At 44.7% G+C, this 23,466-nt stretch carries 14 protein-coding genes; 3 read left to right on the top strand and 11 right to left on the bottom strand.

Going from position 1 to position 23,466, the window contains the following annotated elements:
- Positions 1-510: 510 nt before the first annotated feature.
- The 11 genes from KAI36_RS12440 to KAI36_RS12395 form a co-directional block, all read right to left on the bottom strand.
- Entirely contained in the window at positions 511-6,603 is a 6,093-nt protein-coding gene (locus KAI36_RS12440; RefSeq protein ID WP_258382291.1) for an aminotransferase class III-fold pyridoxal phosphate-dependent enzyme, read from the bottom strand.
- Positions 6,578-7,798, bottom strand: coding sequence for an ACP S-malonyltransferase (gene fabD / locus KAI36_RS12435; RefSeq protein ID WP_220027898.1), 1,221 nt, complete (start codon positions 7,796-7,798; stop codon positions 6,578-6,580). The genes KAI36_RS12440 and fabD overlap by 26 nt, the downstream gene beginning before the upstream one ends.
- Before the next feature lie 666 nt (positions 7,799-8,464).
- Positions 8,465-9,232 carry an S-layer homology domain-containing protein gene (locus KAI36_RS12430; protein WP_220027897.1) on the bottom strand — a complete coding sequence of 256 codons (768 nt, stop codon included), beginning with the start codon at positions 9,230-9,232 and terminating at the stop codon, positions 8,465-8,467.
- A gap of 432 nt (positions 9,233-9,664) precedes the next feature.
- Positions 9,665-10,375: an SAM-dependent methyltransferase gene (locus tag KAI36_RS12425; protein WP_258382290.1), complete on the bottom strand. Its 711-nt coding sequence runs from the start codon at positions 10,373-10,375 to the stop codon at positions 9,665-9,667.
- Positions 10,372-10,899: a GNAT family N-acetyltransferase gene (locus KAI36_RS12420; RefSeq protein ID WP_220027896.1), complete on the bottom strand. Its 528-nt coding sequence runs from the start codon at positions 10,897-10,899 to the stop codon at positions 10,372-10,374. Before KAI36_RS12420 ends, KAI36_RS12425 begins: the two co-directional genes overlap by 4 nt.
- A 503-nt stretch (positions 10,900-11,402) precedes the next feature.
- Positions 11,403-11,528, bottom strand: a complete 126-nt coding sequence (locus KAI36_RS27240; protein WP_258297945.1) for a hypothetical protein — start codon at positions 11,526-11,528, stop codon at positions 11,403-11,405.
- Positions 11,529-11,621: 93 nt separating this feature from the next.
- The gene (locus KAI36_RS12415; protein WP_220027895.1) at positions 11,622-12,416 is read right to left on the bottom strand and encodes an SDR family NAD(P)-dependent oxidoreductase; all 795 of its coding nucleotides are present in this window, start codon (positions 12,414-12,416) and stop codon (positions 11,622-11,624) included.
- A 159-nt stretch (positions 12,417-12,575) separates the two neighbouring features.
- The gene (locus KAI36_RS12410; protein ID WP_220027894.1) at positions 12,576-13,604 is read right to left on the bottom strand and encodes a helix-turn-helix transcriptional regulator; all 1,029 of its coding nucleotides are present in this window, start codon (positions 13,602-13,604) and stop codon (positions 12,576-12,578) included.
- Between the two features lie 339 nt (positions 13,605-13,943).
- Positions 13,944-16,739: an alpha-amylase family glycosyl hydrolase gene (locus tag KAI36_RS12405; protein WP_258382289.1), complete on the bottom strand. Its 2,796-nt coding sequence runs from the start codon at positions 16,737-16,739 to the stop codon at positions 13,944-13,946.
- A 474-nt stretch (positions 16,740-17,213) separates the two neighbouring features.
- Entirely contained in the window at positions 17,214-18,278 is a 1,065-nt protein-coding gene (locus KAI36_RS12400) for a Gfo/Idh/MocA family protein (RefSeq protein ID WP_220027892.1), read from the bottom strand.
- A gap of 117 nt (positions 18,279-18,395) precedes the next feature.
- Positions 18,396-19,304, bottom strand: coding sequence for an AraC family transcriptional regulator (locus KAI36_RS12395; protein WP_220027891.1), 909 nt, complete (start codon positions 19,302-19,304; stop codon positions 18,396-18,398).
- 491 nt (positions 19,305-19,795) lie between these two features.
- Here KAI36_RS12395 and KAI36_RS12390 point away from each other — a divergent pair, with 491 nt between their 5' ends.
- The 3 genes from KAI36_RS12390 to gutB1 all read left to right on the top strand — a co-directional run bounded on the left by KAI36_RS12390 (position 19,796) and on the right by gutB1 (position 23,443).
- A complete protein-coding gene (locus KAI36_RS12390) occupies positions 19,796-21,004 on the top strand; it encodes an MFS transporter (RefSeq protein WP_220027890.1) in 1,209 nt (402 codons plus the stop codon).
- Positions 21,005-21,117: 113 nt separating this feature from the next.
- Positions 21,118-22,359 (top strand): aspartate aminotransferase family protein, encoded by a 1,242-nt coding sequence (locus KAI36_RS12385; protein WP_220027889.1) that lies wholly within the window; start codon positions 21,118-21,120, stop codon positions 22,357-22,359.
- 34 nt (positions 22,360-22,393) lie between these two features.
- Complete coding sequence (gene gutB1 / locus KAI36_RS12380) at positions 22,394-23,443, top strand: 2-amino-2-deoxy-D-mannitol dehydrogenase GutB1 (protein WP_220027888.1); 1,050 nt, start codon at positions 22,394-22,396, stop codon at positions 23,441-23,443.
- Positions 23,444-23,466 lie beyond the last annotated feature (23 nt).

Genomic DNA, 23,466 nt, shown 5'->3' with positions numbered 1-23,466 from the left:
TACTCGCTGACATGCGTCCTCATAAAGTTTAAAAGTTATGATAATCAAAACTTAAATTAAAGACTCAATTTAAAAGTAAATGTTAGAATTCATCATCTAATTTATGACAATTTAATTCGATAAAGCTATACGCATTGTAAGAATTCATGATGACGAATAAAGTTATGTCTGCGCTAGTAAGCTTGAATATGGTTGCTCTGCCCTTTGCGAGCGATTACAACCACTTGCAAAATATGACCTTTGTTGACTCCTGTCGATTCAGCGCAGCCTCACGGCCCAATTTCGATTTTCTTCCTCTCCGACTGGCTTTTTCATAACGATGCCCACACTACTAAAAATGCCAAGTCCTAAGAATAGAACCTGACATTTTATCCAATTTGGAGCGTAAAGACGCCAAAGGGCACTTTCTCAATTTTTCGGCAACATCAATACGGGATTGGACAATTCACTTAACGTCTCACATTAATATACGTTCGCGTATCAAGATGGAAGTCACTTCGTTTCTTGACATTAAGCGAACCAGAACTGCCTTTGATCGGGGGTTAGTGGGATGACCATTTCATCCACGTCCACTGTCGATACTTTTGAAGGGTCGGCTATAGACACACTTTGCTTACCTGGACCTGGGCCTTTCCCGTTCGGGGTCAGATCAGGCAAGAATCCCCCTTTACGCAGCTCATCTACACTGTCCTTGACAGCTTGTATGATCCGCGCAATATCTTCCTCCGTATGAGCGGTCGACAAGAAGCAGTTCCGCCCTTCCCAGATGTAAATACCCTTTTCCAGCATGTGATAGAAGAAAAGTTCCAGATCACCCTTGAGTACGAAGCGAAATAGTGAACCAAAGTGAACAATCTTCATGGGTATCTGCTCGTTGGTAAAGTAACTATTTAACTCTGCTGCCAACGTCGAAGTACGGCTGTTCAACTGATTTTGCAGCTGTTCGCCGTGGTTTTCCAAATAATCCAACACTGCTAGGGATGCCGCCATCGCCAGCGGATGATGACAGAATGTACCGGCTACAAAGGTTCGCCGATGCTCATTCTGAGGATAGGAATTATCTCCGAAGCTCCAGGTGCCTCCGTCAATCCCATCCATAAAGGCGGCTTTCCCTGCTACGATGCCGATCGGCATCCCGCCGCCAATAACTTTACCGTAGGTCACAAGGTCAGCTTGTACCCCAAACCACGCTTGAGCGCCTCCCGGTTGAATCCGGAAGCCTGTAATCACTTCATCAAAAATAAAGGCTGTACCGGATTGCTCCGTGATTTGACGAACCTCCTGCAAAAAGGCCTTTGGCTGAAAATCGGGACGACGGCTTTGCACCGGCTCCACTAGCACAGCAGCCAGCTCCTGCCCATGTGTACGTATATAATCCAGCGATTCGTCCGTTCCATAGTTGAGTACAACGATATCGTCCACCATATGCTGCAAGATGCCAGGCGCCAGAGGTGTGGAATGCTCCTTATTATTGCCTGCACTACCCAACGCAAGCACACCATCATACGTACCATGATAGGAGCCAGCAAAAATGACTACTTTGGCTCGCCCGGTGGCAGCACGTGCCAAACGGAGGGCAACCATAACCGCCTCGGTGCCGGAATTGTACAAAGCAATCCGTTCTACACCGGTCAGCTTGCAAATCTTCTCGGCGACTTGTCCTGCCATGTTGGACATGGGTCCGACACACATGCCGTTATTTAGCTCTGCCTCAATTTTTTCACGAATAAAGGCTGGATTGTGTCCAAACAGATTAACACCAAAGCCCATGGTCAAATCCACATATTCATTCCCATCCAAATCCCAAATTTTGGACCCATCTGCACGTTGAGAAACAATTTGATAGACCATTTCCTTCAAAATAGGCCGGAATCCGGCTACATTACGGTTATTCGCGTAGACAGACCGATACTGCTGAGTGTACTGCTTGGTGCTTCGCGTCCGAGCAGTATAGCGCTCAATCAGCTCTTGCAGATGTTGTTCTTGTCGGTGTGAAAGCAATTCATGGGCTTTGACCTCCAGCTTTTTATAAGGTGTAAACGGTTTTGATTCCTGGCCTGCATTCTTCGGAACAGCTAGTACCGGTGGAACAGTAGCTAATGCAGTTGCGATTTCCTGTTTGGTTTCAATGATTTCTGCGCTTTCTCTATTTGCTGACGGCAAATTCCTTTCCGGTTGAAATGATTGGGAAACGGATGTCGGAGGAGTCGGTTGAGTTCGGAGCACATCAAGCTGCTGTGACATCACGTGCAGCTGCTGCTGCAAAATCTGCTCGACACTCCCAGAAGTCGCTATTACTGTTGTGCTTTGAAATGGCTCTTGCCCGGACGTAACTATTCCATGAGACGATGTACCAATTGCGCTGGAATCCTGCCCTGTCCAGGTTGATACTGTAGCAGCATCTACCCGATGAAGGGGTATTTTCGGTTGGCTTTCCACAGCACCAACTGCTGCCTCGTCTGAATAGGAAATACTTACCTGATCTGCGACGTAGCTAGTCAATAGTTCGAGCGTGGTCAGCGATTCAAAAAATTCATTCATTGGGACATCCAGGTCGAATGTATCCTTGATGCTGTGGCGGACCTGGGACAAATTAATGGAGTCCAGCCCTAGTTCTAGAAAATGTGTTTGCGGTTCCAGTTCCTCAAGACTAAGTTGTGACACATTACCGATCATTTTCGCTAGCTTTTGTTGAATGGAAGATTTATGCTGCTCAGTAAACGACGCTGAAGTCGAATACTCATTCCCCATATTTTCAGACTCCCTTACTATTGGTTTTTTATAAACGGGCGCGTTCTGCTCTGCTCGAACCTGTTCTGGAACATGAATCCAGCACCTTTTCCTTTCAAACGGATACGTAGGTAGAGAAACCCTTTTGTACGGGTGACCTGCGTATATCGTGTTCCAGTCTATCTGTGCCCCCTGTACGTACTTCACTGCTACTTGCTCCAGTGCTTGCAAAGTGTCCGAGCTTCCGACGGCTGTTTCTGTACCACTACTACTATCTACTTTTCCAATGTATACACCTTCAATGGCCTTGCCCTGCTCATAAAGCTGAAGTAATTTCGCTCTCAGGGCCTCCGCTCCTTCGGCTATCACAGCCACTCGGTATGTCAAGTGGCTTCTGCCCGTGTTAGCCGTATAGCAGACATCCTCCATCGGCAATTCTTCCTCACGTTCAAAGCGATCCACGTACCGTGCAATCAACTCACTTAAAGCTTCTTCAGTTCGCGCCGACAGTGTCAGCAGCAATGGCGATGATCCATTTTTTCGGTCGGTGGTTTCTTGGTCCGCACTCTTTTTCGCTATATATTCTTCCAGCACCACGTGGCAGTTTGTCCCGCTGAAGCCAAAGGAACTCACCCCGCATCTTCTCGGAAATCCGTCTGTCTTCCATTCCCTGAGTCTAGTGTTGGCATACACCGGAGATTCTTCAAAATGGATGTTCCGGTTGGGTGTGCGAAAATGAACGAGCGGTGCAATCTGTTGATGCTTCATCGACAGCACACATTTGATCAATCCCGCAATCCCAGCAGCTTCGTATAAATGCCCAATATTCGTTTTAACCGTGCTTATCGCCACAAACTGCTTGCGCTGTGTAAATCTGCGGAATGCCTGGGTAATGCCCTTAATTTCAACGGGGTCGCCCAGCTTGGTGCCAGTACCATGGGCTTCAATATAGCTTACCGTCTCGGGATCGATCCGTGCATCACGCCACGCCTGCGAAATGACTTCTGATTGAGCCAGCGCATTGGGCGCGGAAATTCCAATCGTACTGCCGTCCTGATTAATCGCGCTTCCTTTGATCACACCCAGAATGTGATCTCCGTCTTTTTCCGCTTGGCGGAGCGGCTTTAAGAGAACGGCTCCAACGCCTTCGCCCCAGCCTGTGCCGTCCGACTGATCGTCGAATGCTCGTGCCCGGTCATCGGAGGATTCCATGCCAATGCCAGCTTTCAACGGCAGCAAAATGGTCTTTACTCCACCGGCCAAAGCCATCTCACAGTCTCCATTCAAAATCGACTTACACGCCAGATGTACCGCTACGAGTGACGAGGAGCATGCCGTATCAATGGTCAGTGCTGGTCCTTTTAAATCAAGCAAATACGCAATCCGACTGGAGATAACGGACGGAAGATTGCCTATGCCAAAGTTTGGAAGCGCTCCTGGCTCCACTTCGGACAACAATCGTTCATATTCAAAGCTGGTTTTGGAGAATCCAACATACACCCCTACCTTTTTCCCCGACAGCTGTTTTCCTCCATAGCCTGCATCCTCAATCGTGCTCCAAGCAGTTTGCAGAAATAAACGTTGATTCGGGTCCATCAGAGAAGCTTCCCGTGGAGTCAGCTTGAAGAAGGTGTAGTCAAATTTGTCCACTTCGTCCAGATAGCCACCTTCGGCGATTTGCATGTTTCGGCCTTCCATATTCAGACGGGAAATAAAAGCTTCGGCATCCTTTTTTCTTTCGTCGCTGTATGGACTGATATGATCTGTACCGGAAGCTACATTCGCCCAAAACTGCTCCAGTGTATCCGCATGAGGAAACTTACCGGACATGCCAATGATAGCAATATCCAGGTCCTCTACCTCCTCTTTGGATTCCAATTGCGGTGCTGTAATCACCTTATGACCTAAATCCTGGCTGGATATATAACCAGCTAGCTTGGCGATAGTCGGATAAGAGAAAAAGTCCGTTACCTCAATATGAATCCCGAGCTGTTCCTCTAATTGGTCCACGATCTGAACGAGTTGTAAGGAAGTTACACCGATATCAAAGTAGCTGTCTTCCGTCCCAATTGACTGTACATTTAAAATAGCTTGGCAAATCCCAATCAGTTTTTGCTCGATCTCACCTTGATGTACAGGGGCATCGTTCGCTTCCTGTGTGATTCGAGTGGCCTCCGCCAGGGTTGCCAATACTACATCAAATTCTCCGTGCTCGTAGCTCTGAGCCAGCTTGTAGCGTTGAACCTTTCCACTAGTTGTTTTGGGAATACGGCGGATTGGAACTACGTCCTGAATATGCCATCCTCCCCGATAATTCAAATGGCTTTTCAGCCTTTGGACTGTTGGCAAAAATAACTCTATTTTTTTTGTGTGCATCACAAAAACAACAATACGATCCTGTCTAGTTTGTGCATCATGTACACCGCAGACAGCCACTTTCCCCAGATCCACCCCGTCCAGTTCCTCTGCAATCCTTTCGATATCATGCGGATAAATGTTCTGGCCGTTCACGAAAATGATATCCTTGGCTCTGCCTGTAATCACCAGTCGTCCGTTTCTCATAAAACCCAAATCTCCGGTAATGAGCCAGCCATCCTCTGTCTTGACCTTTGCGGTAGCCTCAGGATTGTTATAGTACCCGGCAGTCACATTTTTGCCGCAAATTTGGGTGTATCCGATTACATCGTCCTTTAGTACCTGATTTTGCTCATCACAAATGCGAACAGAGGTGCTGGCCATGGGGTAGCCCAAATCCGCAAACGTAAGACAACGCTTATCGGATGAATCTACTTCTTCTATAGGCTCACCTACATGTAGCTGCTGCCGATTTAAATGAATAGTAACAAAATTATCTTTATCCAAAGGTGGAGTGGAGACACCTACGCTTGCCTCTGCCAAGCCGTATACAGGATACATGATATTTTTTTTTAATCCATGTACACTCATGGCTTCCATAAATACATGGCAAAGCTCCACCGATATGGGCTCAGCCCCATTTAAAATCATGCGAACACTTGACAAATCCCAGTTATCCGCTGTTTTGGATTTATACTGATCAAGGAAAAATTTATACCCGAAGTTAGGAGAACAGATTTGAGTCACCTTATGCTCCGACACCTTTTTTAGCCATAATGAAGGACGTCTTATAAAAAGAGCTGTTGGCATAATGAACTGCTTGGCATGGGCGATGATACAGGTTAAATGAAAAGCGATCAATCCCAAATCATGTGTGAGTGGCATCCAGCCCAGATACGCATCACTTGAAGTCATTCCCGTTTGACTGGCGATATCCCGAATATTGTGTACGAGATTCTCATGCGTCAGCATGACTCCCTTGGGATCACCTGTTGAACCAGAGGAAAATTGAATAAACGCCAAATCCTCCGGTCTGGATTGATGAATGGTCCCTTTGTTCTGATCGGAATAATCAAAATCATGGCTAGAAAAGGTCGCTTCTTTCACAGAATCAAAGAAATCCAGCATCTCATGCTGATGAGAATACTTTTCTAACTGCTCTAATACTTTATGATCCGCAATCATGTAAGGGCAAGTAAGGGTACTCCAGATTTTAAACAGCTTCATTTTATGTTCATCATTATTCCCGATACTTACAGGTACGGGAACGATTCCGCCGAGCAGACAGCCCCAAAACACATTCACAAAGGTATGATTGTCTTCAATTTGCATAATTAGCTTATTGCCAGGCTGTACTCCTTTTTCCTGCAATTGATGAAGTACCTGCAGTGCTTGCTCCAGAAGTTGACTGTAGCTTACATACTCCTCCTGTGTATCACCCGAAATGAAAATAATCCCATTTTCAGCTCTACTGGCTCGGTCCTGAATGATTTCAATTAAAGTTTGAAACTGCTCCATCCTGATCCCTCCTCAAAAGGTCTAAAACTTCCTCCTGCTCTCCTGCAGATACTTGTTTGGTTTGCAATATCAGGCAAATACACTCCAGCGCTTCGCGTCTTAGTTCATAAGCAGAAGAAGATCTGCCCGATTCTATGCTTTTGAGTAAATCTTCCAACCTGCGAATAGGTAAAATAACCCCCTTATGATACTCATCCTCATTCCAATTGGCATTGGGTGTAGACACCGCCACCGCCAGCGGTTTGACCAACCAATCACGGATCGAAAAACGACGTTCCAGTTCAATCCGATCCAAGTCTCTGTCCAAGGAAAGCACCTCAAAAGCGATGTTTGTTTCCTTCGCCAAGTTTTTCAGCACCGTTCGCGGTCCTAATTCAATTCCCTGCTTCACCCCATGTTTCTCCATATACTGCATCGTTTGTATCCACCGCACTGGATGGATCATTTGTAAATGCAAACCTTGACGAATGCTGTTGGCATCCGTATATGGCAGTGCTGTAACATTAGAAATGACAGGCCACAGCGGTTCATGAAACGTATATTTTTGCAGTTCCAATGCTAATCGGTCAGCAGCATGCTGCATAAGCGGGCTGTGAAAAGGGCCGCTTACCTGCAAACGGGTAATTTGGAACCCACGTTGCTCTAATTGTCCCGCCACCGCAGCAACAGAGGCATGATGACCAGAAACGACGTATTGATAGGAGGAGTTATAACAAGCGATGGTAATAGGCTGACTGGTTACGGAATAGTGATCGCACAGCTCTTCCAGCAGATTTAAATCAGCCCCCCGAACAGCAATCATGCAACCCAGGCCGGCCTCTGAGGCTTCTTCCATAAAGCGTCCCCGTTCTTGTACCACCCGCAAAGCATCGCCAAACGATAAGACTCCGCTACTTACCAATGCAGAATACTCACCCAAACTATGCCCTGCAGAAAATTTAGGAATAATCCCAACATCGTGCATGTAACGTCTGAATGCGATTACACTAATTGTGAGAAGTGCAGACTGGGTGTAGGATGTTCTCGATAATTGGGAGATGGGTCCTTTCATACATAAAGTTTTCAAATCATACCCCAAAATATCAGCAGCCTCTTCAAAAATGTGATCTGCCTCTGAAAAACCGCCATACCATGCCGAACCCATCCCGACATACTGAGACCCTTGTCCTGAAAAAAGCAAAGTCATGCTACTCATGTCAAACCCCTTTCCTCTCCATAAAAAGCGGTAAAACAAAAATGTTTTTGGGGATTCAGATGTTCACATTACTATGTATTTAAGATAGACACAGCAAAAACAACAAAATATCTTGCCACAAACAGTAATCGACATGTTAAAGTGAAACGTTTTTGAGTTTCATGATGTAGTCAGAAATAAAAGTGTGTAAGTAGACTTGGAAGTGTAAAAAAATGGAGTGTGCTGGAAGTTCAGACTCAATACTTAGAAACTTCAGCATCATAGATGAGTGTAAGACATAGATTAAGGCTATTAATTTATTATAAACATTAAAATGAATTAAAGTACAGTGATATATACTACATATATTTTATAAACAAAAAGTATGCCCTCTTTTGTTTAAAAAAAGGAATTGTTTTCAGCTTTTTAATGAATTTACATGAAATTTTCATATTCTAAACTATTGACTGGCTTCTATCGTTAAACAAAAAAAACCGCTGATTTGATTTGTTCAGATCAGCGGTTTGAAATCTCAATTTTTCCACATATTCATCAACATACTTTTGGATTTGTTTATTTTCTGAATTCGGCTCATCAAAACCTAACAGCACCACCCTTTGAGGTGTAAATGAAGCCGTTTGTTGGATCTTTTTTTGCTTTTGTCAGATCATCATTGATTTATAAAAATCACTTCGTTGTGGCTTCGTACAAACGCTGTAAAATGGTAACAGCTTCAGCCCGTGTGACTAGCGCTTTTGGGAGAAGGTATCCTTCATTAGCGGTAAGGACCCCCATCTTGGTTAGGGTGTAGAATGCTTCTGCCTTTTGATCCTGGGAATCGCCATCATAGGAGTACTCTTCTCCAGTCTTGTCGATGTACAGCACCGGATAGTAGGCCGAGAAATTGTCATTGTAATTGGCCTGACGAACTTTCATATCCTTGTACTGCGCAGCTGCGGAAATCACTTCCTCTATCTCAGGATGAAGCGTCTGATTGGTATAATCCGTCCGAAGAGAGGCAATCATCATCACATCCCAGCGGGTCAATGGTTTGTCAGGCTTGACATAGAATTGATAGTTTGGATATTTCCCCCCAACACTTTCAGCATACGGCCAAACATAGTCCCCGTTGAATATTGCTGCAAAATCTTTATTCGCCCAGTGTTTACGCGCATCCACAAAGTCGGAAGATTCGCCGGAAGAATGATCGATTTCTGGAAAAAGCTTGTGAAACATATGTACAAATTCCGCTTTCGTTATGGTTTTGCTTGGCTTGAAGGTCCCATCTGCATAACCCTTGACAACACCCTTGTCGACCATGGAACGAATCGATTCGGCAGCCCATTCATATTTTGTTCCTTCCACATCAGAAAACGTGTTTGCCGCGAATGCAGATTGACCGAAAAACAGTGTCGTCGCAACCAACGGGGTGATAAGCCATTTCTTTTTCAACATCTCTTTCCACTTCCTTTAGGTAAAATTTATGTATAAAATAGTTCTCTAGACTCAATTTTATATCGGCATTTCAAAAGAAAATGATGATATGAGAGAGAAAAAAAGTACTGTTAAACAGTATTTTGGAATATCGACAATCCGTGTTTGAAAAATGCCATGGATACAAGTTCTAAAGCCTCTCCATATTCGGGTAGACCCGTCGGGAATTGAGAAAGCTTGTGAAGGCCTGCATGGGTCAACTTCTCCCGTATTACTCTTCCGACTTAAGCCTGTAAGTCCGACCCTGGCATCGATTAACCACTTCATGTAATCTGCCCGTTAGTTAAAAAACAGCCGAGCGCTCGGCTGTTTTTGATAGCGTTGAACTATCGTTTTTAGTTAGTTTAGCGAATTCCACCCCATAGGACTGGGAACTTTTGTCCCCGGATATCGCTATTTCTTAGTAGCAATCAGCGAGATTAGGTTCATATACTTCCCGTCATCTGCATTCAGCAATGCATTATTAGCACGTGCATAATCGTTGTTGCACTGAAGCCATTCATACCAAGCTTTCGAGAAGCATCTCATTTCTCTTACCGATTCAACGTAAACATTTGGCGACTGTTGCCATAATTTCCGCCTCCAATCGCATGTATGCCACTGATTATCAACCTCACTAAGTGACAAGAACGGCTGCAGTTCCACGGGTATAACCCCATCAAACTCCATCTTTACCCCTGGCATCGCTATAGCCAATTTACCTCCTTCTTTAACTAGCGGCGTAAGATGGTCATCTAAGTACTGCTCATTTGCTCCAAAATATTGATACGCATCTACGCTTATAACTGCATCAAAGTATTGTTCCGCAAAAGGCAAGTGGCAGGCATCTGCATGGATGGGGATAATTTGGCTTTCCAAACCAAACTCTCTGAATCTTCTATAGTTTTCAGTTCCACTAATCCATAAATCGACAGCAAACATGGTTATGCCAAACTTTTGCGCCAAATAGATAGAAGTAAGTCCTGTCCCACAGCCCAAATCTAGCACTCGCATTCCTTTCTGCAAAGGCAAATTTTTCGATAGCTCCTCGAGCATGATAATCGAACTAGGCCCCATTAAATTTGCTCTTATGAAATCTACGTCATCTAGATCTCGACGGATCATTTCTGCTGACCCCCTCCTACTCTCTTCATTTCATATTTCCAATAAAGCAATTCTTCATCTTTGTGATCAATTTCGAATCCTAACTTCAATAACAAATTCTTAGAGCTGATATTGTCAGGTACGCATCTTGCCGTTATGATTTGGACTTCTTCATGATTTAAGGACCACTCTATTAATTTTTGACTAGCTTCATAGCAATAGCCTTTGCGGCGATGGCTTTCATTTGTTGCAAAACCGATCTCAATCATACCGTTCTGATCAGGATCTCCTAAAAAACCAATCCCTCCAACAATTTCTTGGGTATCCTTCTCCACAATGATCCAAGAGTCAAAACCTCTAGTGCCATTATTTTTTATCAAAAGTTCTCGAAAATAAGGTAAAGCTTCAAAGAAATCAGGACCCGGCCATTCATCACTGGTTTTATAACCCAAAGCTTCAATAGCACCTATATCACGTTGGGCTGCTGCTTCGATTAAATTAAGATCAAGTGTTTTTAATATGAGCCGATTCGTTTGAAGTTTCATGTATTGTCCACCTTTCTATTTACTTAGATTGAATCTTCAAGAAATCTGCTTGTATTTGACCAAATTGGAGTAATTCCCTTCTATCCCCCTTTGCTAAAAATTAGAAAAGGGCAGGAATGAACATACGTCATTCCTACCCTCATATCACCTGCTATTTGAGCCACAAAAAAATCCGCGCTGAACCAGCACGGATTGGACTCATTATAACAGGTGTCCCTAAGGATCTGGTAATATCCGTTGTTCTTAACTAATTCCGAAGCTTTCAAATCCCACCCGTAATGCAAAAATTGGGCAGACGAATAGTAGGTGCATGAAAACCTCTTTTATGGAATTGGATTAGTAAAGAACAGCTCCAGACAAAAAAATCTCTCCTTTGTGAATTACCCTTATTATACCAGGGCCAATTTTATCTGCAAACCTTTCATATGTTACAAAAGCGTTTCATTAGGACTATCCTGCTGCTACCACAGCAATTGCATCATGACCCTACAGGCATTTCCCCCCTAGAGCACGCAGTTGCAGTCATTATTCGACTTCAACAGATCGGCCGCTTCTAGCAAGATGTCTGCAAGAGCGTCCCTTTGCCCTGGACGTGCCGTCAACTTTCCATACATAGCAAAATGGTTCATGATCCTCATCCTACCCTCGAGTAATATTTGACTTCATCTTATCATATGGTTCCGCAATGTCAGCGCTAATTTCAACAAGCCTCTCCACAATCGCTAAAAAATAGTCGGTACCATTCCCCCATCCATACGGATTGGAGAACCTTTAAATGCAGATGCATAAGGACTACATACAAATGTAGCTAGTCTACCTATTTCAATAGGCTTGATAAATCGCTGTATTTCAGATTGAGGCAGGTTGGTAACCATAAAATCTTTCTCTTTTTCTGAAAAAGTCATATCTTCATGAGGATACATACTCTCAATTATTTGGTGCACATTCTCAGAGAGTGTTGGTCCTGGCATGATCGTATTGACTGTAACTTCTGTTCCTATTGTTAATTTAGATAAGCTTTTTGACAATGATAACAACATAGATTTTGTCATACAATACTGAGGCATTTGTCCTGAAGGCATAATTGCTTCTTCACTCGCAATAAAAATAATGCGGCCATAATCATTTTTCAACATTTTAGGTAAATAAAATTTTGATAATCCATTTGCTGCAAGAACGTTAGTGCGGAAGTATTTTTCCCATACTTCATCGTCTACGTCCTCATATTGCATAATTTCATAAATACCCGTATTGTTAACTAAAATATCAATATTGGAGTATTTTTCGAATAAAGCATCTCTTTGTCCAATATCCACAATATCGGCTGTGGCATTTTGAGGAGAGGTAGCTGGGAAATCTGACTTAATTTCATTTACAGTTCGTTCTACCTCTTCATAATTTCGTCCATTAATTAGTACATTAACACCTTCTTTGGCTAGTTCAATGGCAATTGCTTTACCTATACCTTTCGTTGATCCTGTAACTAAAGCTGTTTTATGGTTTAATCCCATATCCATAATACACTTCTCCTTTTTTAAAACAGTCTTGTGCTCCGGATAGTGATTATATTATCTTGTCTGGATTGTCGAGTAACTAGTATAATGCGCCAAAGTTCTTGTTTAACACGCCAAATGACAAAACTCATTAGGAATTGTATCAATGAATAGTCGGCAGTCCTACCGTGCTCCTGATATCAAGTTTGTACCTAGATGTTCAGTCCGCCAATTTGAAGGTGTATCACCCTCCCATAGGCGGAAGGCGCGGTAAAACGAGTTCTGGTCTTCATATCCAATCAAGAATGCCACCTCTTTAATATCAAGCGAGGGGTCTGCCAAGTACTTTCGTGCCTGCTCATGTCTAGCTTGTGTCAACAGAAGCTTGAAGCTCGTGTTTTCGTCAGTAAGTCGGCGCTGCAAGGTACGATCGCTCATACTGAGCTCCTTCGCCACAGCCTGAATGTCAGGGCGCCCTCCTGTAAGGCTACGTTTCATGATCCATTTGACCATCTCGGTAATTGAGCGGCTGCGCTGCTGTTCATCCAACGATCGGTCCAGAACAGGAGTCAGGATTTCCAGCAACTCTTCGTTGTACGAGACAAAGGGGCGGTCCAGATCTCTTCGATGTAGCGTCAATCGGTTACGTTTTGCACCAATCCGGATGCGACAGCCGAAGTAAGCTTCAAGCGCCTGTACATCACCCATGGAGTGCGAAAATTCAACAAGCTGCGCGGTCAAAGGTTGACCTGTGCCCCGGCGTCCAATCTCCAGAAGACAAGCCAGCGTGATACCAACCAGCATCGGCGGTCCAGATTGCTCGGGAGACAGCCATTCCAAATCAATTGTGCAGTGCTCGCCCTCCTCAGTGATATGTAGGCTTTCCGGGGGGCACAGTTGTTTGTACCGAGCCATTCGGTTTAGAGCGTCGCGGTAGTCCCGAGCGTGGTAAGTCGCTAAGACGGTCGGTGGGTACTTCGCTGTATCAAAGACGGTCGCAAGCTTGATGATTCCTTGGGCAGTGTCACCAATGAGATCAGAATATGCCTGCCAGATCGCAAAATATTGGGCGGTGGTGACTACTGGTTCCGTAATAATGGTGATCGGCAGTTGTGCTTTGCGAGCGACGTCGTGGGCGCCAAACCCTAATTGACATAATCCTGCCCACAATCCTGGCGGGATTTTAATACGGTCAGAGGTATGAGACTTCATACATATGGGCCTCCTTTATATACTTACATTTCATTAGTTTTGGTTGCAACGGGGTCCTTCTTAAGTACACATAAGAATACTCTTAAGTACGTTAAGGTGTCTACATTAACGTACTAAGCTACGGAAAATGTTACATCTTCTTGTTATCTGTGCTACTTTCAATCAATGACGAGGAATATGGGGAATTACTTAATCATGATAAAATTCTGTTAATGGCATGAACGACTCATCCTCAACACCAAAAAAACACACCCATATGTTTATGAGTGTGTTTTTAAAACCTCAAACCACCGACACTCCTAGGAATGTCATTCCCTCCATACTTCTTATATTTAAAAATTAAGGCTTCAAGAAAGGCCCGTTTTCACCGATCTTACCGGGAGCAGGATTACCCGGGAGATCAAGTACATATACCCTTAAGTTTCCTTTGCCCGAAACTGTCAGATTGAGCGTTCCATTCGTGACCTCTTTGACGTCTCCAGTAATAGCATCTTTATAAGTGCCGTTAGGAATATTCCGAAAAACAGCTGATTCACTAACAGTAACTAAAGCATAACTGTCTATGCCTTTTGATGAATCCGTATAACGTCGCTTGTACGCCATTTGTCCGCTTACATCCTTTGTAGAATACTGTCCTTTCTGCAAGGCAGGAATACTTCTTCGAATTTGATTCAGTCGCTGAATGTGCTTTACAAGTGGGTGCTGCAGGGTTTGAGCAACCGAACCTGAAGCAGAAGCTACCTGTCCGAAATCGGAGGCTACTACTGTACCTTCAATATGATCTCCATAGTAAGCACGTCCTGTGGTTGCTAATGGACACGTTGGACCACAGTCGATTGGCTTGCCTGCCTGAAATTCGATCTCTGAGCCATAATACAATGTTGGAATTCCACGGAAAGTCCACATTAAACTCATATTCTCAGCCCACGCAGCCGTGCCCCCCGTATACCGGGTCGATGACTTGTTAGGTCCATAATCATGGCTATCAACATACACTACGTTATAGGTCGCATCGTTATAACTGTCATCCGAATCCTTGCCATTCCAAAATGCGTTATTCGCATCACTAAAATTCATATGCATCCTCATATCAATTACATTCATCCCGGAGGATTGCGAATGGTCCGGTTCATGATACAAATTTCCTTTGAGGAATGCATTATCGGATAAAGGCTGATTGGCTGTACCAAGATTATTTTCGTGTTGATATTGTTCCAGCGCAGCTGCTTCATCATTGGTGCTATACTCTTTGCGTTCCTTCCAGGTGAAGAATTGAGCCGAATGATTCACAGAACCTCGGTTCCATTTATCGTTAACGAAAGCACCCACTTCACCGAACATATAGAAATTACGTCCTTTTTCACCAAACTTCTCAATCGCCCGCTCCTGCGCTGCAGGAAGAAAATGACGGTTCCAGGTAACGCGTGGAATGTGCACAGCGGTGTCTATCCTAAACCCGTCTACGCCCATATCTATAAATCGATTGTACGCTTCAATTAAATAATCTTGGACAGGCTTCGACTCTGTATTAAAGTCAGCCAGATCCTCATGCAGCCAACAACTCCGTGAATCTTCCCCTTCCCAATTGCCGATCCAGCAACTGTGATAGTACTGTGAAGGAAACATGCCAGAGGTGGGGTTTGGCCATTGGCAATTGTAGGTTTTTGAGTTCATTGGGATTCCCCAATTCCGGCAGGTGTTGCCCTCCGGTTCCTTCGTTGACCATAGGTCACCGTTATACGGCTTGCCTGCGTCATTCTGCTGAAGGCCATCGTACTCGATTCCTTCTTGAGGTTCGTCATAGTACCAGCTCCACTGATTATCTCGAATACCGAATACTTTTGGCGTGAATAGACCTTTTGCACCCCAGCGGCTAGAGTGATTGTACACAACATCCTGTATAATTTTAATATCTTTGTCGTGTGCAGCATTAATCAAATCCTGGTATGTTGCACCTGGTGACTCTAACCTGGGATCCACTCGAAAAAAATCGTAACCATGATAGCCGTGAAAGTCATAGTCAGATCGATTCAATACAACCGGTGTAATCCAAATCGCTGAGAAGCCAAGAGCCTTGATATAATCCAGTTTATTGATTAACCCTTGAAAATCGCCCCTAAACATTGGATCACTGTTGGCTGCATTGCCGCTTGAAACATGATTCGCACCACCTCGGTTGTTCGAAGGGTCCCCATCATAGAATCTGGCAGTCATCACAAAGTAAATTGAATCTTCACGCATATCTGTTCCGATCGGGCTTCCCTTTGGAGCAGGAGGTGATGAAGTTCCTGTTGTTGCACTTACCTCAATACTACTTTCCGATTTGTTGGCTGGTTCTGCTTTATCGTATGCCTTAACTGTATACGTATATGTCGTTTTCGCTTCCAATAATGAATCTTGGAAGGTAGTACGGGTCGTCGTATAGACCTTTTTGCCTTTAGTTCCTCCTGTGCGAGTGATCTCATACCCGCCGATTCCACTTCCACCAACATTATCAACAGAAGGATCCCATTCTAATTGGATTCGTAGTCCATCGGCATTGGCTGTCAATAATTGAGGTATAGAAGGTGCTTCTAAATCAATAACTGGAGGGTTACACGGATTCTTAGCTCCTGTTGTTGTGACGATGCCGTCTTTGATGGTACTTAAACCAGCAGCTAAATGATAATCAGCGCCTTTATTATTATCCCAGACAGAGCCGTTGTTAAATGCTGCTTTCATCGATGTTTTGGAGCCAAGATCAATAGTTTTTTTGGCCCAATCCAAGCAAGCGTTTTCATTCATACTGATACCCGGCGGGGATGTCCAGGATGAACCATCGGGAGCATAGTGGATATTTACATCGCTCCAGCCACGGCTTTTCTTAAAATAGTAAACTACCGCTTGGTTGTCTGGAAGGGCTGTCAAATCAAGGTTCTTCGGCAGATTGGCATATGTTGCATCGGAGATATTTTGCTTGATGAGAGAATCGTTGCGATAGAGATCGTAATCTGATACTCTACTACCTTCGGCGATGTCTTCGGAGGCTTTCCATGAAAGTTTTACTGATGTACTTGTAACGTTTTTAGGCAATTCATCAGCATTGATCGGCGTAACAACACTTACTGATGTTAATACAAGTATCCCCGTGATCATGAGTAAAAATAAGCGTTTCCAGGATCTTCGTTTATAACTCCTCATTCTCTACGTCCCTTCATCTATATTCTTCTGGTCGCACAGTACAATAAACGATCTCTCCCTTCCTCTTTTCTCATACAAATGATTATTCTAGCACTTTCATGGATTATTTTATGTTTTTATGGAAGAATTTAGAGTGGAATATGTTGATTTATAAGGAGGAAATAGCGGATTTTATGTAAAAACATCTTTTTCTCTTTACGTGTAAATTAAACCTATTCGAAATCTCAGCAACTTAAAAATGATCAAGTAATAGAATTCGGTTGTGGAGCGATACCCGCTTGTGTTTTATGGTGGGCAAAATTATTTTGCTCACCATTTCAAAGGTTTCTGATTACTTAAATGCATCCCAAAATTTCATTAAATAAATCTGTTTGGTTCTCTCCAGGCTCCTATATATCTCTCTTATGACGGATCGAAAATAAAGCAGATCTAAATAGTTCTTCGAATCACGCTTTTCGTTGCCGCCGCCTCAAAAATCGTCTCAATCAGCACCAATACACGGTGTACTTCTTCGCTTTTGATCGCAATCTCCGCTTTTCCTTCGATGGTGGAGACAAAATTTTCATAAAAGCTTTCTGCAGCAGCAGATATTTTCTCAATCGGGAACTTAAGGGTGGATTCCTCAGAAGGCGGCGCCATCGTTTTCGTCAATCCTTGACCTGCTTGAATCGGCTTGGGTTCCACGTGAGCGACATCTGGATTTCGGGTGACGATCTCTCCGCTCAAATCCCAATCCCTAATCACTGCGGTTCCTTCGGTTCCTTTAATATACCAGCGCGGCAGCTTTACGTAATTGGTTGTACCCACTTCAATGACTGCTGTCAGGCCATCCTTGAACTCAATAAAGCTGGTAAAGCCGTCATCCACTTCAGTCCCCAAAATATAGCTTAGGGTAGCAGCTACGCTTTCTATTTTGCTGTCCGTAATCTGAAGCAGCTGGTCCAATAGATGTACTCCCCAATCTAGCAGCATTCCTCCTCCATACGCCTTTAGTTGCCGCCAGTCACCTGGAATCCCATTAGCCCCCTGAACTCGCGATTCCAGCTGGAAAAGCTCGCCTACGGTCTTATTGCCAATTATATCTTTGATAATTCGGAAGTCTTCATCCCATCTACGGTTCTGATGTACTGTAAACACACGATTTTCTTTCTTCGCCACCTCAACAATGTCCAATAAATCCGCGCTCGTTATCGTAACCGGCTTTTCACAAATGACATGTTTTCCGGCTTGTAGTGCCTGGATCGCGATTTCCTTATGAACATCATTAGGTGTTGCTATCAAAACAATATCCACGGCCTGATCGGCCAGAACGGCATCCAGGCTAGTGTAGGTTTTATAGCCGGCAGCCGCAGCCAGTTCCATTCGGTAATCGACAATATCATATACACCGCCAACGGCAAGTTGCTGATTAGATTCGATCAATTGAACATGGTAGCTTCCCATGCCTCCATAACCGATAATGACTACATTGTATATACGATTGCCCATTTTCATCTTCCTCCACTCCTGATTTAAGCCCACCGCATATCAAGCGGTTGCTCATGGATCCATAAATTTTAATGTCCTCGTAACTCTCCCTTCACTTCGTCGGATAGCTCTATCATACAAATCTCATGAAAAGCTTTCCTCCTCATTTCTTGCTGTATTATTCCCGAATATTGTCCTGCGGTATTTCAATGGTGATGTTCCTGTCGCTTCCTTAAAGAGATGATGAAACGTCTTTACACTACTGAACCCTGCTGCCTCTGCGACCTCAGTGATCGGATTGTTTTCATTCAACAAAATCCATTTTGCCTTATTCAGTCTGTAATCATTCAAAAATGCTACAAAGGTCATCCCCGTATTCTTCTTAAACAGTCTGGCGAAATAATAGGGACTGAAACCCATATAACCAGCGACATTCTTCAATGAGATGGTTTCATGATAATGGCATTCCACATACTCAAAAATACGTTCCAGTTTATAAAGGGTGTCCTTTGATTGTGTTAAGGTTCTTTCAGAGATTTCAGGAAGCCTTGGCGTCATGCTTCTCGGCACTTCGCGCATAATAAGAGTCAACATCTCAAACAACTTGGCTTTGATCATATAGGCATGACCTTCGTGGTGGTTGACGTTCTCATCATAAATGCTTTGAATCAGAGGAAGCATTTTAGCTGCTGTTTCTTCTGGCCAGTTCCAGCTTGATTGCTCCATCTCCGTAAATATATATCTAAGAGGGCGTTTCTGATCACTTAATGTGGAGACCTCTTGAAAAAAGCTCAGATCAAATTGAATAACCACCCGTTCGCTGTCGGGAGAAGCCAAGAAATAATGAACATCACCCCCATTTATAAACTGAACTTCACCTTGTTTCATGCGTATCGAAATATCGTTAATTCCCAGATCCAAGGTTCCCTGGGTCACATAAATAATTTCAATTTCTTTATGCCAATGAGGATAGCAAAGCACGTCGCCTTTATTAATAAAACTCCGGAAAGGAAAATGTCGGTCAAGCTCCGGGATTTCTAAATAAAAATTCATTTTGGATGACTCCTTTTGTTGTAAAGTTCAAAAAAGCCGTACACATGACTATTGATAATTATGCTGCACTGCATTCCTTCTTCTCCTCTTCATTTTTCTCCTTCTCAACTTTCGAATAAAATTCCCTCTCCCTTTTGAATTGTAAGCGGTTAACATTCTTTTTCCTACCCTATCAATCATAGTTGTATTAAGTAAAACAACTGTTAGGTATCCTTACTAACCTAATTTTGCAAACACAAAGTTATGCCTCAATTATGAGCGGTTTGGCGCCCGAAAACAATTTGGGCTGATCTTATTTCTCCCTTCCGCATGCAGTTTCTTCAGATAACCGGGTTTCGCCTTAACTGGATTAAGCAAATACGTGTAAAATTGTCGAACGATTATTTTTACATTTTTTATATAAATAGATATATACATTTCCAATAAAAAGGTATAATCTAGTAAAGCAACAGAATCCATATAAAAAATATAGACTTATGGAGGGACGGACCTTGAAGAGACTATTCGCTTTAAGTTGTGCTTTCTATCTGTTAATCGGCATTACTAGTGTGGTGCTTGGAGCATTACTGCCGGTTCTACTGCCTTACTATGGACGGGGATACAGCGATGGCGGATTATTGTTGTTCCTTCAGTTTTTCGGATTTCTTGTCGGCGTTCTGTTCTCCCCCTTCATGGCTCTACACATCGGTCGCAAGTCTATGCTGTCCATTGCTCTGGTTAGTATCGTGGCAGGGTATGCCTTCTTGGGTGTACTCCCCTCATGGACCTGGGTTATCGTGATGACCATCTGGGTTGGTTTCGGCTCAGGCATCATTGAGTCGTCCATCGGAGCGTTCACGATTGAGTTCACCGAAGAACAGAAAGCCGTAGCCATGTCCAAGCTGGATGTCTATTTTGCACTTGGTGCACTGCTCATTCCCGCGGTGGTAAGCCTGTATATCTGGCTTGGAATGTGGTATCTGACCTTCTACACCATCTCCCTTCTGACGTTTATTCTGGGACTGTTCTGGATTACCATGCCTGCTTCCTCCTCTTCCCACCTTATCCAAGCAGATCTCCAAACCTCTGAGCGATCGGTCGAACAAGCCCGGTACTCGGTACAGCACCGTGTGTTACTGGGAATATTCATTGTATTCTTCTTTGTTTACATGGGGCTTGAACTGGGGCTCATGAACTTCCTGCCCTCTATTCTGATCGAGACCCTGCAAATTCGGGAATCCATAGCCTCGTTGGGTGTTAGCATACTCTGGATTGCGATGATCATCGGCCGCATGTTCTCAGGGAAGATTGCTGAGTCAGCAGGATATATTCCTTTCCTGCTGTGGAGCGGAATCGGAACTTTTTGCTTTCTGGTCGCAATGGCGTTTGTAGCCAGTCAGTGGGCTACATATCTTCTGATTTTTGGTGCAGGGTTATTCATGTCCGGTCTCTTCTGTATTGCCCTCGTCTATGCGAACCTGCTAATTCCGGGAATGACCGAGAGAACGACCAGCATTCTGATTGCGTCAGGCGGAATTGGCGGAGCAGTTCTTCAATATGTAACAGGCTGGAGCATGAGCGAATGGTCGGTGACGGCTACCCTTTGGATTTTGGCGGCTTTCAGCCTAATTTTGCTGCTGGCAGTCATTCTCTCGCATCTGTGGAATGGCAAGAGCAGACGGGTAGTTGACTCCCTTGTACATCAGGGCAAGGAAGGATGAAATTCTTTATTCTTGGGGGAGGTGAGGCCCACCGCTTTATGTTGTAACAGGGCAGTACACTTTTTAAGGATGTACTTAATGAGAATGTATATTCTGATATGGAGGGGAACATCGTGCATACCTTAACCAAAGAACGCTTCAGATACGGAAAAGGCATTACTCTGATTGACGATTCGGGTAAGGAATATTTGGATGGCGTATCTGGCACTTTCAATCTCTCGCTCGGTTATAATCACCCTCATGTGGTCACCAAGGTACAGGAACAAGTCGCCAATCTTGCCCACATGTCCTCATCCTTTACCGAGCCTTACGTCGAGGAAGTCCTGGATCATCTGATCCAGTATACGCCGAACGGCATCGACGCGGGATGGATGAGAGATATTACCGGCTCCACAGCGAACGAATGCGCTGTAAAGCTAGCCCAGAAATATACCGGAGCGCTCGATATAATCAGCCTGTATCTATCCCATCATGGGCAGACCCAGTTCGCAACAGGCATATCCGGCAACGCCTTCCGGCGGAGGAAATTTCCCAACTCGGCTGCAGCAAATTCCCTGCATGTACCTGCTCCCTACTGCTATCGCTGCCCGTTTAATTCTTCGCCTGACAAGTGTGGCTATCAATGCGTCGAAGCCATATCGGATGCCATTGAGTATGCAAGCTCAGGCTCTGTGGCCTGCATGATTATTGAACCCATCTTGGGCAACGGAGGCAATATCATCCCACCTGCAGGATATTTTAAGCGGCTCCGTCAGCTGTGCAACGAGTACGGGCTGATCCTGATCGCTGATGAGGTGCAGACCGGGATTGGGCGGACAGGCTACATGTTTGCAAGTGAGCTGTTGGATATCCAGCCAGATATCATTACTCTCGCCAAGGGTCTCGGCGGCATTGGTGTACCGGTAGCAGCGGTATTGATGCAGTCTCGGCTTAATGTCCTGGAGAAGCACGAGCACTCCTTCACCTCAGGTAGCAATCTAATCTCGGTTACGGCAGCCAAAGCCACGCTGGAGGTTGTATCTGAGCCCGGTTTTCTGGAAGCCGTTCGGTCCAAAGGAAGCCTGCTCGGAACCCTGCTGACAGAGATGGCCAATAAGCACGATTGCATCATCGGTGAGGCTCGCGGCGTCGGATTGATGTGGGGATTGGAAATTGTCGACGAGGACGATGCCCCAGATGCAGTTAAGAGCAATGCGATTATCGACCGCGCTTTTGCCGAACAGCAGCTAATTCTCAGAGGCTCCCGTTACGGTTATGGCAATGTGGTCAAAGTGAGACCTTCCCTCACGGCTACAGAAGACGAGATTGTAGAAATTGTTAAGCGGCTTGACACTGTTCTGACCACCCTACACTAACCATCTGCCTAACAGGCAAAAGGAGGAATTATTCATGCTTGCACTGGTATACAAATCAGCTTGGGATGTCGCACTTGAGGAAAGACCTATCCCGGAGATTAAAAAAGATAACGATGTACTTGTCCGGATTCGGGCGACAGGCGTATGCGGTACGGATCTAGGCATCATTAGTGGCAAATATCATGCCGTGCCGTCCACGATCTTGGGCCACGAATCAGCGGGGGATGTGATCGCTGTAGGATCAGCCGTCAGTTCACTGCAGCCTGGGGACCGTGTGGTGATTGATCCAACATATTACTGCGGTCAATGCGAAATGTGCCGGACAGGAAGACAGAATCATTGCACACATAAAGCCGTAACAGAGACCGGAGTCAGCGCCGACGGTACGTTCACCGATTATTATGTGACTGAGGACCGTTTTTTGTACAAGCTGAAGGATCATATCAGCTACGAAGAAGCGACGCTGACCGAACCGCTGAGCTGTATGCTAACCGGGATCAACCAGATTAACCTGCTGCCGAACTTCACAACCGTTATTCTAGGCGCAGGTCCGATCGGGATTCTGTACAGCTATGCTCTTGCTTCGAAAGGTGTAACTGGTTGCCTCGTTGACATCTCGGAGGAGCGGCTCGCCATAGCGGATTCCATTGCCCCTGAGCGATGGTCCGCGCACGCCACACTGGAGTCGGCCATTCATGAGCTAGCTCCGTTAAAGAATCAGGTGGACATGATTGTGGATACCACAGGAGTGGTCGGCACTGAGGTATTAAGCCAGCTTGCGAGCGGCGGGTATTTGATGCTGGTGGGGCTGAGAGATGGGATAAGCTCATTTAATCCGAAAGAGGTCGTTGACCGTAGCCTTAAAATCATCGGCTCGATTGATTCTCTGGGCACGTTCTCCACGGCGCATTACCTGATTGAGCAGCAGATCATTCCCGCCAAAAAAATCATTACCCACTCGTATCCGCTTGATGACTACCGTGAGGCTTTTCTGACCCTCGGATGCAATATCAACGAGCGGACCCTTCAGCCTTCTTCACAGGCAATCAAGGTTGTGCTGCAATCGAACGGTTCCGGTAACTAATCCAGATACGAACAAGGAGGAGA

The organism is Paenibacillus sp. S02 (assembly GCF_019454065.1).
Lineage (GTDB): Bacteria > Bacillota > Bacilli > Paenibacillales > Paenibacillaceae > Paenibacillus > Paenibacillus polymyxa_B.
The sequence above is the reverse complement of the archived record's forward strand: the minus strand, read 5'-3'. Positions and strand labels throughout refer to the sequence as shown.

What these genes read in the sequence shown, in the direction of transcription:
- KAI36_RS12410 (WP_220027894.1), bottom strand. Translation starts at nt 13,604, where the DNA reads ATGAAGTCTCATACCTCTGACCGTATTAAAATCCCGCCAGGATTGTGG.
- KAI36_RS27240 (WP_258297945.1), bottom strand. Translation starts at nt 11,528, where the DNA reads ATGAACCATTTTGCTATGTATGGAAAGTTGACGGCACGTCCAGGGCAA.
- KAI36_RS12400 (WP_220027892.1), bottom strand. Translation starts at nt 18,278, where the DNA reads ATGAAAATGGGCAATCGTATATACAATGTAGTCATTATCGGTTATGGA.
- gutB1 (WP_220027888.1), top strand. Translation starts at nt 22,394, where the DNA reads ATGCTTGCACTGGTATACAAATCAGCTTGGGATGTCGCACTTGAGGAA.
- KAI36_RS12440 (WP_258382291.1), bottom strand. Translation starts at nt 6,603, where the DNA reads ATGGAGCAGTTTCAAACTTTAATTGAAATCATTCAGGACCGAGCCAGT.
- KAI36_RS12395 (WP_220027891.1), bottom strand. Translation starts at nt 19,304, where the DNA reads ATGAATTTTTATTTAGAAATCCCGGAGCTTGACCGACATTTTCCTTTC.
- KAI36_RS12425 (WP_258382290.1), bottom strand. Translation starts at nt 10,375, where the DNA reads ATGATCCGTCGAGATCTAGATGACGTAGATTTCATAAGAGCAAATTTA.
- KAI36_RS12405 (WP_258382289.1), bottom strand. Translation starts at nt 16,739, where the DNA reads ATGATCACGGGGATACTTGTATTAACATCAGTAAGTGTTGTTACGCCG.
- KAI36_RS12415 (WP_220027895.1), bottom strand. Translation starts at nt 12,416, where the DNA reads ATGGATATGGGATTAAACCATAAAACAGCTTTAGTTACAGGATCAACG.
- KAI36_RS12420 (WP_220027896.1), bottom strand. Translation starts at nt 10,899, where the DNA reads ATGAAACTTCAAACGAATCGGCTCATATTAAAAACACTTGATCTTAAT.
- fabD (WP_220027898.1), bottom strand. Translation starts at nt 7,798, where the DNA reads ATGAGTAGCATGACTTTGCTTTTTTCAGGACAAGGGTCTCAGTATGTC.
- KAI36_RS12430 (WP_220027897.1), bottom strand. Translation starts at nt 9,232, where the DNA reads ATGTTGAAAAAGAAATGGCTTATCACCCCGTTGGTTGCGACGACACTG.